The sequence below is a fragment of the Pseudarthrobacter sp. MDT1-56 genome (assembly GCF_059383555.1).
In genome coordinates this window covers 110,289-122,724 of record NZ_JBWZCK010000011.1, presented here as the reverse complement: position 1 = coordinate 122,724, position 12,436 = coordinate 110,289, and the positions used below count along the sequence as shown (strand labels likewise).

General features: G+C 67.5%; 10 protein-coding genes and 1 riboswitch. Of the genes, 9 read left to right on the top strand and 1 reads right to left on the bottom strand.

Annotation, left to right across the window (positions count from 1 at the left end; all coding sequences use genetic code 11):
* Positions 1 to 2 precede the first annotated feature (2 nt).
* The 3 genes from AC50YC_RS15825 to ndk are packed head-to-tail and all read left to right on the top strand — an operon-like array spanning position 3 to position 2,268.
* Entirely contained in the window at positions 3 to 1,361 is a 1,359-nt protein-coding gene (locus AC50YC_RS15825; RefSeq protein WP_494954254.1) for a bifunctional folylpolyglutamate synthase/dihydrofolate synthase, read from the top strand.
* A gap of 3 nt (positions 1,362 to 1,364) precedes the next feature.
* Positions 1,365 to 1,808, top strand: coding sequence for a DUF4233 domain-containing protein (locus tag AC50YC_RS15820; protein WP_494954253.1), 444 nt, complete (start codon positions 1,365 to 1,367; stop codon positions 1,806 to 1,808).
* A 40-nt stretch (positions 1,809 to 1,848) separates the two neighbouring features.
* Complete coding sequence (ndk, locus tag AC50YC_RS15815; protein WP_494954252.1) at positions 1,849 to 2,268, top strand: nucleoside-diphosphate kinase; 420 nt, start codon at positions 1,849 to 1,851, stop codon at positions 2,266 to 2,268.
* Between the two features lie 95 nt (positions 2,269 to 2,363).
* Here the strand turns inward: ndk and AC50YC_RS15810 are convergent, their stop codons facing one another.
* Positions 2,364 to 3,035: a vitamin K epoxide reductase family protein gene (locus tag AC50YC_RS15810; protein WP_494954251.1), complete on the bottom strand. Its 672-nt coding sequence runs from the start codon at positions 3,033 to 3,035 to the stop codon at positions 2,364 to 2,366.
* 474 nt (positions 3,036 to 3,509) lie between these two features.
* On the opposite strand from AC50YC_RS15810, the gene AC50YC_RS15805 reads away from it, so the two are divergent.
* The 6 genes from AC50YC_RS15805 (at position 3,510) to proB (ending at position 12,418) form a co-directional block, all read left to right on the top strand.
* A complete protein-coding gene (locus AC50YC_RS15805; protein WP_494954250.1) occupies positions 3,510 to 6,743 on the top strand; it encodes an Rne/Rng family ribonuclease in 3,234 nt (1,077 codons plus the stop codon).
* Positions 6,744 to 6,848: 105 nt separating this feature from the next.
* A riboswitch (TPP riboswitch) is annotated at positions 6,849 to 6,946 on the top strand.
* Positions 6,929 to 8,566 (top strand): bifunctional hydroxymethylpyrimidine kinase/phosphomethylpyrimidine kinase, encoded by a 1,638-nt coding sequence (locus AC50YC_RS15800; protein WP_494954249.1) that lies wholly within the window; start codon positions 6,929 to 6,931, stop codon positions 8,564 to 8,566. It overlaps the preceding riboswitch by 18 nt.
* 355 nt (positions 8,567 to 8,921) lie before the next feature.
* On the top strand, positions 8,922 to 9,230 hold the full coding sequence (gene rplU, locus AC50YC_RS15795; protein ID WP_024368343.1) for a 50S ribosomal protein L21: 309 nt from the start codon (positions 8,922 to 8,924) through the stop codon (positions 9,228 to 9,230).
* Between the two features lie 61 nt (positions 9,231 to 9,291).
* Positions 9,292 to 9,555, top strand: a complete 264-nt coding sequence (gene rpmA, locus AC50YC_RS15790) for a 50S ribosomal protein L27 (RefSeq protein ID WP_009372867.1) — start codon at positions 9,292 to 9,294, stop codon at positions 9,553 to 9,555.
* A 117-nt stretch (positions 9,556 to 9,672) separates the two neighbouring features.
* On the top strand, positions 9,673 to 11,259 hold the full coding sequence (gene obgE, locus AC50YC_RS15785) for a GTPase ObgE (protein WP_494954248.1): 1,587 nt from the start codon (positions 9,673 to 9,675) through the stop codon (positions 11,257 to 11,259).
* Positions 11,249 to 12,418 (top strand): glutamate 5-kinase, encoded by a 1,170-nt coding sequence (gene proB, locus AC50YC_RS15780; protein WP_494954247.1) that lies wholly within the window; start codon positions 11,249 to 11,251, stop codon positions 12,416 to 12,418. Before obgE ends, proB begins: the two co-directional genes overlap by 11 nt.
* The last annotated feature ends 18 nt before the right edge of the window (positions 12,419 to 12,436 follow it).

Here is a 12,436-nt window from a genome sequence, read left to right as displayed (position 1 = left end):
CCATGACCGATGAATTCTCCGTTGAAAGCGTCTACGCCGAGCTGCTGGGCCGGGCGCCGGAAAACAAGATGGAACCGCGGCTGGCCCCGCTGCGCCGGGCCATGGATATTCTGGGGGAGCCGAACAAGGCCTTCCCGATCATCCATGTCACCGGCACCAACGGCAAGACCTCCACGGCCCGCATGATCGAGGCCGGGCTGCGCGCGCACGGTCTGAGCACCGGGCGGTACACGAGCCCGCACCTGTCCAAGGTCACCGAGCGGATCAGCATCGACGGTGCCCCGGTGCCGGACGAGACCTTCGTCCGGATCTGGGACGAGATCCGCCCGTACCTGGCCATCGTGGACAGCGAACTCGAAGCCGACGGCCAGCCGCGGCTGACCTACTTCGAATGCCTCACCATCCTGGGCTTCGCCGTGTTCGCGGACCAGCCGGTCAACGTCGCGGTCATCGAGGTTGGCCTCGGCGGGATCACCGACGCGACCAACGTCGGCGACGGCCAGGTTTTTGTGGTCACCCCGATCTCGCTGGACCACACGGAGCTCCTGGGCGACACCACCGAGGACATCGCGTACGAAAAGGCCGGCATCATCAAGCCCGGCGGCTTCCTGGTCAGCGCCGCACAGCCCCGCGACGCGGCCCAGGTGCTGCTGGAAAAAGCCAAGGAAACCAGCGTCCCGTTCCGCTTCGAGGGCGTCGAATTCGGCGTCGAATCCCGCACCGTGGCCGTCGGCGGCCAGATGGTCACCATCCAGGGCATCGCGGGCCGCTACGAGGACCTGCTGGTGCCGTTGCACGGCGCGCACCAGGCCGAGAACGCCGCCGTCGCGATCGCCGCGCTGGAGGCCTTCTTCGGCGCTGAAAAGCCGCTCGACGCCGGGCTCGTGCAGGAGGCCTTCGCCTCCGTCACCTCGCCCGGCCGCCTGGAGGTGGTGCGCACCGCCCCGACCATCATCGTAGACGCCGCGCACAACCCCGAAGGCATCCGGGTCTCCGCCGAGGCCATCCACGAGGCCTTCAGCTTCACCAAGCTCGTCGTGGTGGTCGGCATCCTGCGGGAAAAGGACGCCGAGGAAATCCTCCGGCAGCTCAAGGAATCCCTCGGCGACCTGGCCGCCGAGTACTGCTTTACGCAGTCCAACTCGCCCCGCGCCGTGCCGGCCGAGGACCTCGCGGAGCTCGCGGTGGAGCTCGGGTTCGGCGAGGACAACATCCATGTGTCCGAAAAGCTCGACGACGCCCTCGAATGGGCCGTGGAACGTGCCGAAGCCAACGATGACCTCGCCGGCGGCGTCCTCGTCACCGGGTCCATCACCCTCGTCGCGGAAGCCCGGATCCTGCTCGGAAAGGCGGACGCCTAGACCATGGCGAAACTCACCAAAGCCCAGCGCGAATGGCGCCCGGGCATGCCCAAGAAGCGCCGCTCCACCAAGGTCATGTTCGCCTCGACGGTGCTGCTGCTGGAGTCCTTCGTGGTGCTTTTCGGCACCCTCACCGTCTTCGGGCTGCGGCGGGATGATTTCCCGCCGGTCCTGATCTTCTCGGTCGGGATCACGCTGAGCCTCGTATACGCCTTCACCTGCGCGGTGCTGACCAGGCCGTGGGGAGTGGGACTGGGCTGGATCCTGCAGATCGTGCTGATCCTGACCGGCATCCTCGAGCCGGCCATGTTCCTGGTCGGCGGCCTCTTCGCGGTGGCCTGGTGGTACGGGATCCGCACCGGCATCCGGATCGACCGGGAGTCCGCCCAGCGGGACCGCGAACAGGCCGCCTGGGACGCAGCGCACCCCGAAGGTCAAAGCCACTAGACTTATTTCCGAATCCGACCCCCAACACATAGGAGCAGCTGTGAGCCTTGAGCGCACCCTCGTCCTGATCAAGCCCGACGGCGTCACCCGCAACCTGACCGGCAGCATCATCGCCCGCATCGAAGCCAAGGGTTACACCCTGGCCGAACTCAAGAAGGTCGACGCGAGCCGCGAGCTGCTGGAGCAGCACTACGAGGAGCACGTGGGCAAGCCGTTCTACGAGCCGCTCGTCGAGTTCATGCTCAGCGGACCGGTCGTCGCGGCGATCTTCGAGGGCCACCGCGTGATCGAGGGCTTCCGCTCGCTCGCCGGCACCACGGACCCGACGACGGCGGCTCCCGGCACCATCCGCGGCGACTTCGGCCGCGACTGGGGCCTGAAGGTGCAGCAGAACCTGGTCCACGGCTCCGACTCCGTGGAGTCCGCGGAGCGCGAGATCAATATCTGGTTCCAGGGCTAGCCCCTGCCTCACCGAGGTGACAGCTGAGGCCAATGAGCGCATGCGCTCATTGGCCTCAGCTGTCACCTCGCGGTGCTTAGCGCGGGTTCATCTGCTCAGTAGCCGGACGTCCCGATGAAGACCTGGATGAAGGCGAAGAAAATGGTGGCGATCACGGCGACGTAGAGCAGCGCCGTGATGATCCAGCCGGAGTCGCCCAGGATCCTCGTGGCGCCCGCGGGCAGGCGGATCACGCCGTGGGTCACGTTGCGGACGGTGACCCAGACGAACAGGGGAATCATCGCAGCCCAGACGACCATGCAGAACGGGCACAGGATGTGGATGGAGTACAGCGCCTGCGACCACAGCCACACCACGAACGCGAAGCCCAGGGTCACGCCGGCCTGCAGGCCCAGCCAGTACCAGCGGGCAAACGTGGCTCCCGCGAGCATGCCCATGGCCGTGGTGATGACGACCGCGAACGCCACGATGCCCATGAACATGTTCGGGAAGCCGAACACCGAACCCTGCCAGGTCTGCATGACCTGCCCGCAGGAAATCCAGGGGTTTACATCGCACACGGTCACGTGGCTGGGATCCTTGAGGACCTCTAGCTTCTCCAGCACCAGGGCCCCGGAGGCAGCCCAGCCCACGACGCCGGTGATCAGCAGGAGCCATGCGAACGGGCGGTCGCGGGTCATCGGAGGCAAGGGCCGTTCCGCGACCGACGTGCTGGAGCCTTGCTGCTGGGCGGCTGCCTCGTTGGTAGCGCTGGAAATGGTGGGCATGGAATGAAAGTCCTTCGGGTCGGGTGCTGCTAGCCCGATTCTATCGCCGGAGGCTGGATGAAGTCCGGGAAGCGTCGTGCCGTCGCCAGTGATTCGGTCCACGGTGCGGGCCGGATGCCTCGCTTACGCCTGATTTGGCGGGTCCTGTGAGACAATGATCGTGGCTGGAACCCGATCCACATCCGGATTCCGGTCCGGCGACTTTGTTCCCAAGACCGCCAATGATGAGCAGGGAGCCACGGATCCTCTGATCCCGGCTGTCCCGCAATGCCATTGGACGGCACCTGGTTGTGACGTGTAGATCAACGGGTTTCAGAACAATTCCGCCGGCCCTCCAGGGCTGCCGCACCCCACTGCCGGTGCGAACCTGAGGGTATCCAATTGACTTCTGTCAATGCCTGCGGGTGTTGACAAATATTTGCCCCAACGGGTGCCGGATGTGGCGGCACGTCAGGGGCAGGAGTGTCGCCACATATGGATAATGACCAGGTTGTAACGGTTAATGACAACGCCCTCGGCGCCGACGATTCAGCAGAAGCCGCCTCTGTGGCAACGCCGCCGAAGCGGCCCGTCCGGACCCGCCGCAAGGCCCTTCCGAAGAAGGAAGCCCCCGCGGACGCGGCGGCCGCTCCCGAGGACGCAGCAGTCCCCGCCCTCGATGCGGTCCCCGCACAGGTGACCGACGCGGCAGAGGCTCCGGCCGCCGAAGCCAAGGCCAAAGCACCCGCCCGGCGTTCCCGTGCCCGCAAGGTCGCCGAACCCCTCCCGGTTTTCGCGGATGACGCCGCCGCCCCGGCCGCCGAGGCCGTCGCAGCTCCGGCCGAGAAGCCGGTCCGGCGCCGCGCCAAGGCTGCTGCCCCTGCCGTGGAAGCCCCCTCCGCCCAGACCCCGGCAGCCGCAACCGTCGACGAGACTCCGGCCGCGGAGGACACCGTCGTCACCGCGGAGGCAGCAGCCGCCGTCTCCGCCACCGTCGAGGCACCCGCCGCAGCCCCCGTGGCAGCAGCAGAAACGCCGGCCGAGGCACCCTCCGCCGCCTCCTCGCTTTTCCTTGAGCCGGGAGCGGTCACCTCGATGATTTTCCAGGCACCCGACCTGGCCGCCGCCGTTCGCCCGGCCCCGGCGGCCGCCGCTGTGGCAGAAGCCGACGAAGAAGAGGGCGAGGACGCTGAAGGCGAGGACGCCGGAAGCCGCCGGCGCCGCCGCAGCCGCGGACGCCGTGGACGCAGCAGCCGCGGATCCGACAGCGAGGCCGGTGCCGAAAGCGAAACCGAAGACGCCGGAGAAGAAGCAGAAGAGGGCGCCGAGGAGCAGCTCGAAGACGGCGTGACCTCGCGCCGCCGCCGTCGCCGCCGCCGTGGTGACCAGGACCTGGAACTGACCGGCGGGGACGACAACGATCCGCCCAACACGGTGACCCGCGTCCGTGCACCCCGCGCAGCCACCGAGGCGCCCGTCAACAACCGCGTCACGTCCCTGAAGGGGTCCACCCGGCTTGAAGCGAAGAAGCAGCGCCGCCGCGAATCCCGCGACACCGGCCGCCGCCGCACCGTCATCACCGAGGCCGAGTTCCTGGCCCGGCGCGAATCGGTCGACCGCCAGATGATCGTCCGCCAGCGCGACGACAGAATCCAGATCGGCGTCCTCGAGGACGGCGTCCTGGCCGAGCACTTCGTGTCGAAGACCCAGCAGGATTCCCTGATCGGCAACGTCTACCTGGGCAAGGTCCAGAATGTGCTGCCGTCCATGGAAGCAGCCTTCGTCGACATTGGACGCGGCCGCAACGCCGTGCTCTACGCCGGTGAAGTCAACTGGGAATCCGTCAACCTCGAGGGCAAGCAGCGCCGGATCGAGAACGCGCTGAAGTCCGGCGACTCCGTGCTGGTCCAGGTCACCAAGGACCCGGTCGGGCACAAGGGCGCCCGCCTCACGAGCCAGATCTCGCTGCCCGGCCGCTACCTCGTGTACGTTCCCGGCGGTTCCATGACCGGAATCTCCCGCAAGCTGCCCGACGTCGAACGCAACCGACTGAAGCGGATCCTCAAGGACCGCCTGCCGGAAGATGCGGGTGTCATCGTCCGCACCGCCGCCGAGGGTGCGTCGGAGGAAGAGCTCACGCACGACATCAACCGCCTCCGCGCCCAGTGGGAGGGCATCGAGGGACAGTCGACCTCGACCAAGATCCTCGCTCCCGAACTGCTCTACGGCGAACCCGATCTGACGATCAAGGTGGTCCGTGACGTCTTCAATGAGGACTTCTCCAAGCTGATCGTCTCCGGCGAGGAAGCCTGGGACACCATCGAGGCCTACGTCACCTACGTGGCCCCGGACCTCGTGGGCCGGCTGGAGAAGTGGACCAAGGACACTGACATCTTCGCCGCGTGGCGCATCGACGAGCAGATCCACAAGGCCCTGGACCGCAAGGTCTTCCTGCCCTCCGGCGGCTCCCTCGTGATCGACCGCACCGAAGCCATGACCGTGGTGGACGTCAACACCGGCAAATTCACCGGCAGCGGCGGCAACCTCGAAGAAACCGTCACCAAGAACAACCTCGAAGCAGCCGAGGAAGTCGTGCGGCAGCTCCGGCTCCGCGACATCGGCGGCATCATCGTGATCGACTTCATCGACATGGTGCTCGAATCGAACCGCGACCTGGTGCTGCGCCGCATGGTGGAGTGCCTGGGCCGGGACCGGACCAAGCACCAGGTCGCCGAAGTGACCTCGCTGGGCCTCGTGCAGATGACGCGCAAGCGGATGGGCACCGGGCTGCTGGAAGTCTTCGGCGAACAGTGCGAAACCTGCGCCGGCCGCGGCATCGTCACCCACGACGAGCCGGTGGAGCACCGCCGCGCCAACGTCGTGGCGGCCGAGCACCACGTTCCGCGGACTGAGCACCAGCCCGCCGCCGCGCGGACCGAACGCAAGGGCCGCCGCCGCGGCAGGGGCAGCCAGGGCACGGACGAGCAGTCCGCCCCGGCAGCAGTCCACGCCGAGCCCACCGAGGCCGAGCGCCACGCCAAGGCCGAGGCCACCCGCGCCGCGCTGGCGAACATCGCCGCAGCGGCGCACGCCGCCCACCTTCATGACGGGGAAGCAGCCACCGCTGCCGACGCCGGGACCCGCCAGGCCGCCATCGAGGCAGCCGTCGAGCTGGCCGCCACGGAGGAAGCTGCCGGTCGTCCCGCCGCCGTGCTGACGTTCGGCGGCGAGCAGGTCGCCCTGCCGTTCGTGGAACACGCCGACGAGACCAGCGCGCCCGCGCTCACCCTGGACCTCCTGACCGAGGCCTTCGCCCACCTGGGTGAAGTCGAGGCAGCACCGGCAGCCACGGCTCCGGCCGCGCAGGAACCGGCCGCCCCGACCGGGAATGCGCCGGCAACGAAGGCTCCGGCAGCCCGGACCGCAACGGCCGCTCCGGCGCGCACGGGCGGAACCGGACCGGGACGCGCCCAGGCGCCTGGTTCCCAGACCGAAGCGGAAGCCGAGGCCGGCACCTCCCGGGCACGCCGCGGACGCCGCAACCGGAGCGCCAGCCGCGCCCAGGGCGCAGCCAACGAGACCTCGGTGGAACAGCGCCAGGAAACCCGGCAGTCCGCCGCCGTTTCGGTGCATGAGGCCAAGGTCCCGGCGGCCACCACGCCGGCGGCCAAGCCTGCCGCGAGCGAACCGATCATCCTCGGAGTCGGGGTTCCGGCCTCGGAGCTCTAGCACCGGAACAGTTCAGCAGGGCCGCGGGTGCGGTCCGGACGGCGTAGCAATACGACCAGGTCCGGGCCGCACCCGCGACTTCGTTAAGGGATGCGGCTAGGCTGGATCCCTGACACGGGGTGCCGCGCATCGAGCCGGCTGAGATCCAGACCCGTTGAACCTGTCCGGTTAGCACCGGCGAAGGGATGTCTCTCTTGACCACCACCTCCACGTTTCTTCCGTGTGTCCCTGCCCCTTCGGCGCCCCGGATCCCGCGGGTGCTCGCGATCGCCGGTTCCGACCCCTCCGGCGGCGCCGGGATCCAGGCCGACCTGAAAAGCATCGCCGCGCACGGCGGCTACGGCATGGCGGCCATCACCGCCCTGACCGCGCAGAACACCCGAGGCGTCAGCGCCGTCCATGTCCCGCCGGCAGCGTTCCTCACGGCACAGCTGGACGCCGTCAGCCAGGACATCGGCATCGACGCCGTTAAAATCGGGATGCTGGGGGATGCGGCCGTGATCGACGCCGTCCGCAGCTGGCTGGAGAAGGTCCGGCCCGCCGTCGTCGTCCTGGACCCGGTGATGGTGGCGACGAGCGGCGACCGGCTGCTCCAGGAGTCCGCCGAGACGGCGTTGCAGGAGCTGCTGCCGTACGCGGACCTGGTCACCCCCAACCTTGCCGAACTCGCCCTCCTGCTCCACGAGCCCGTCGCCGGGAACTGGACCGTGGCCCTGCAGCAGGGCAAACGGCTTGCGGCCCAGACCGGAGCGACGGTCCTGGTGAAGGGCGGCCACCTCGACGGCGGCAGCGGCGCCGGGGACAGCCAGGGCGATCCGGGCAACGAGGGCCATCCGGACGTCGTCTTCGGCTGTCCGGATGCGCTGGTGAACACCGGAGGACTGCTGGTCCAGGACGTCGTTGTGGTGCCGGGGGAGCGGGTGCCTACCCGCAACAGCCACGGCACCGGATGCTCGTTGTCCTCGGCGATGGCGACCGTGCAGGCCAGAATCATGGGACAAGCCGGGCCGGGGGACTGGGAGGCCGCGCTCCGCCAGGTCAAGCCCTGGCTGCAGGAGGCCCTGCGCAGCTCGGCGGACCTCGACGTCGGAACCGGCAACGGCCCGGTCCATCATTTCCACCACGTCCAGCAGCACACCCAGGACCATGGCAGGACCGGGCGCGTCCTGGCCGCGGGTACCTTCGCCGCCGCGCTCCGGGAAGCGGCCACCGGGGACCTGGCGGCGATCTACGGACTGGACTTCATCAAGGCCCTGGCCGACGGGTCGCTGCCGGAGAAGGAGTTTGCCTACTACCTCGCCCAGGACGCCCTGTACCTGAACGGCTACTCCCGCGTCCTGGCCCGCGCCGCGGCGATCGCGCCCACGGAGGCCGAGCAGCTCTTCTGGGCCCGTTCCGCACAGAACTGCCTCGAAGTCGAGTCCGAGCTGCACCGCACCTGGCTGGGCACCCGCTCGGCCGGGGTGACGCCGGGGCCGGTCACGAAGACCTATGTGGACCATCTGCTGGCGGCCTCGGTCTCCGGCAGCTACGGGGTCCTGGTGGCCGCTGTACTGCCGTGCTTCTGGCTCTACGCCGAGGTAGGGGAGACCCTGCACGCACAGTTCCTCGCCACCGGCGCCCCGGACGCGCACCCCTATGCGGCGTGGCTGCGCACCTACGCGGATGAGGAGTTCGCCGCCGCCACCCGGCAGGCGGTCGCCTACGCCGACGCGGCGGGACTGGCGGCCTCGGAGAGCGAACGGCAGGCCATGACGACGGCCTTCCGGCAGTCCGCCCGGTATGAGGTCGAATTCTTCGACGCGCCGCGGCTGCACGCCTGACCTAGGGCGCCGGGCGGAGCCTGTACGATAGGTGGGCACGGTTCCGGAAGTCGTTGCGGCAACACCCTGTCCATACAGAGTGGCGCCTACCACGTACCTCCCTTCGGAACCAGCCTCATTTGCGGCCGAAGGCAAAATTAGCGTAGTCTAGATCTTCGGTGCTTACGCCAACACTTGGGTTATGACCTTGAGGACGCTCCACTTGAATTCCGAGTGCGATTGTCCACGGGATAGCTCATGGGTCCCCCCGGGGAACCCACCGGCGTAGAGGCACAGCGTGAGCCGGACCAAAAACTTTGGACCCAGGTTCCGCACGCAAATCTAGTAATAAACGTCGAGAGAAGTGAGTTCCCCAGTGGTGTACGCGATTGTCCGCGCAGGCGGCCGCCAAGAGAAGGTTTCCGTTGGAGACTTCGTTACCCTGAACCGCGTCCCCGGTGGAGCCGGCAGCACCTTTGAGTTGCCCGCACTGCTCCTGGTAGACGGTGACAAGGTCACGTCTGCAGCTTCGGACCTGGCCAAGGTAAAGGTTACGGCTGAGATCCTTGAGGACCTTCGCGGTCCCAAGATCGTCATCCAGAAGTTCAAGAACAAGACCGGTTACAAGAAGCGCCAGGGTCACCGTCAGGAATTGACCAAGGTCAAGATCACCGGTATCAAGTAACTAATCGTTACTGTTCAGGTTTTCAGCAGATTCCCCAGAATTTTAAGGCAGGCATTTCCAAATGGCACATAAAAAAGGCGCGAGTTCCACTCGCAACGGTCGTGACTCGAACGCCCAGTACCTCGGCGTCAAGCGCTTCGGCGGCCAGGTAGTTTCCGCAGGCGAGATCATCGTCCGCCAGCGTGGCACCCACTTCCACCCGGGCGCCGGCGTTGGCCGTGGCGGCGACGACACCCTGTTCGCCCTGACCCCCGGCGCTGTCGAGTTCGGCACCCGCCGCGGTCGTCGCGTTGTGAACATTGTGGCTGCAGCAGCTGCAGAGTAACAACAAGTCTTAAGTCGGTGGGGCGGACCATTAGGTCCGCTCCACCGGTGTTTTAACCGCATTACAATCATCTTGGGAGTCTTTGGACACCCGGGGAACAGCACTGAGGAGATCCACGTGGCTAGCTTTGTAGACCGGGTAGTACTGCACGTATCCGGCGGTACCGGCGGCCACGGCTGTGTCTCCGTTCACCGCGAGAAGTTCAAGCCGCTCGGTGGTCCCGACGGCGGCAACGGCGGCAACGGCGGGGACGTCATCCTGCGCGTCGACCCCCAGACCACCACCCTGCTTGACTACCACCACGCCCCGCACCGCCACGCCACCAACGGCGGCCCCGGCATGGGCGACTGGCGCGCCGGCAAACACGGCGAAACCCTGATCCTCCCGGTCCCCGAGGGCACCGTGGTCAAGTCCAAGGACGGCACGGTCCTCGCGGACCTCGTCGGCGAAGGCACGGAATACATCGCGGCCGCCGGCGGCATAGGCGGCCTGGGCAATGCCTCGCTCTCCTCGCAGAAGCGCCGCGCCCCCGGCTTCGCGCTGCTCGGCATCGAAGGCGAATCCAGCGACGTCGTCCTGGAACTGAAGTCCATCGCCGACATCGCCCTCGTCGGCTTCCCCTCCGCCGGTAAGTCCAGCCTGATCGCCGCCATGTCCGCCGCGCGGCCCAAGATCGCCGATTACCCCTTCACCACCCTGATCCCGAACCTCGGTGTGGTCCAGGCCGGCGAGGTCCGCTTCACCATCGCCGATGTCCCGGGACTCATCGAAGGCGCCAGCGAAGGCAAGGGCCTCGGCCACCACTTCCTGCGCCACGTCGAGCGCTGCGCCGCCCTGGTGCACGTCCTGGACTGCGGCACGCTCGAATCGGACCGCGACCCGCTCTCGGACCTCGCCGTCATCGAAGCCGAGCTGGAAAAGTACGCCGTGGACATGAGCTTCGCCGGTTCCGACGGTGAAGTCGTCCCGCTGAACCACCGCCCGCGCCTGATCGCCCTGAACAAGGTGGACCTGCCCGACGGCAAGGACATGGCCGAATTCGTCCGCCCTGAACTCGAATCCCGGGGCTACAGGGTCTTCGAAATCTCGGCGACCAGCCACGAGGGCCTCCGCCAGCTTGGCTTCGCCATGGCCGAAATCGTCAAGGCCGCCCGCGACGCCGTCGCCGCCGCCCCGCCGAAGGTCCACGCCCCGGTGCTCAAGCCCCGCGCCGTCAACGAATCAGGCTTCAAGATCCGCCGCGAGGAGAAGAACCTCGAGCCGCTGTTCCGCGTCCTGGGTGACAAGCCGGTGCGTTGGGTCAAGCAGACCGACTTCACCAACGAGGAAGCCATCGGCTACCTCGCCGACCGCCTGGCCAAGCTCGGCGTCGAAAACGAACTCTTCAAGCAGGGCGCCAAGCCCGGCGACATGGTCGTCATCGGCGAGGACGACGGCGTTGTCTTCGACTGGGAGCCGACCATGATGGCCGGCGCCGAACTGCTGGCCGCGCCGCGCGGCACGGACGTGCGCTTCGCCGACATCGGCGACCGCCCCACCCGCGGACAGAAGCGCGACGAGCAGGTCGAACGCCGCGAGGCCAAGGCCGCGGCCCGCGCAGAGCTCGAAGCCGAGCGCAAGGCCGGGATCTGGACCGAGTCCGTCAGCGGACGCCGGCCCAAGCCGCTCAAGGAGAGTGGACTGGGCGAAGAAAATGGGGAGTGAACCCGCAGACGTGAGTGCCAGTTCCGCAGTACTAATCGAGGAACCCTGCGATGACAGGAGCGTGCTTGCCAGGGCGCGTCGCATCGTGGTCAAGGTGGGATCGTCCTCGCTCACCAGCATCAAGGGCGGCATTTCCGAAGAAGCGCTCATCTCACTCTCGGATGCCCTTGCCGTCAAGAGCAATGCGGGTATGGAAATCATCCTGGTGTCGTCCGGGGCCATCGCTGCCGGCCTGGCGCCGCTGGGACTGGCCAAGCGTCCCCGGGACCTGGCTACCCAGCAGGCAGCGGCCAGTGTGGGTCAGGGACTCTTGATGGCGCGCTACACGCAGGCGTTTGGAGCCCACGGCGTGACTGTCAGCCAGGTGTTGCTCACGGCCGACGACCTCATGAGGCGCAGCCACCATACGAACGCCTTTCGCGCCCTGAACAGGCTGCTTAACCTTGGGGTGGTGCCGGTGGTCAACGAAAACGACACCGTGGCCACGCACAAGATCCGCTTCGGCGACAACGATCGCCTGTCGGCCCTGGTGGCCCATCTGGTCCGTGCGGATGCGCTCGTGCTGCTGTCCGACGTTGATTCGCTCTATGACGGCCCTCCGGCGAAGGGCGCCAAGCGGATTCCCCGTGTCGACGGCCCCCAGGACCTCAAGGGCGTGACGATTGGCGCGCCCGGCAAGGCCGGAGTCGGTACCGGCGGAATGCAGACCAAGGTCGAGGCGGCCATTATGGCGGCCGACTCCGGTATCCCCGCGATGGTCACGTCGACCGCGAATGTGCTGGCAGCCTTGGCTGGCGAGGACGTTGGAACCTGGTTCACCGTGAACGGGGCACGTAAGCCGGTTCGGATGATGTGGCTCGCCCACCTCGCGCACGTGGAGGGCCGGCTGATCCTCGACGACGGCGCGGTCAAGGCCGTGCGCGACCGCCACACCTCGCTGCTCCCGGCCGGGATCTCGGCGGTTGAAGGTCATTTCGAAGCAGGCGACGCCGTCGAAATGGTCGCTGCCGACGGAACCGTCATTGCGCGCGGTCTGGTCAACTATTCAGCGGCTGAGTTGCCGCAGATGCTGGGCCGTTCCACGGTGGAGCTCGGTGAGTCCCTGGGACGTGGATTTGACCGCGAGGTTGTTCACGTTGACGATCTGGTTCTGGTTTAGCGAGCGGGCCCGCCTAGA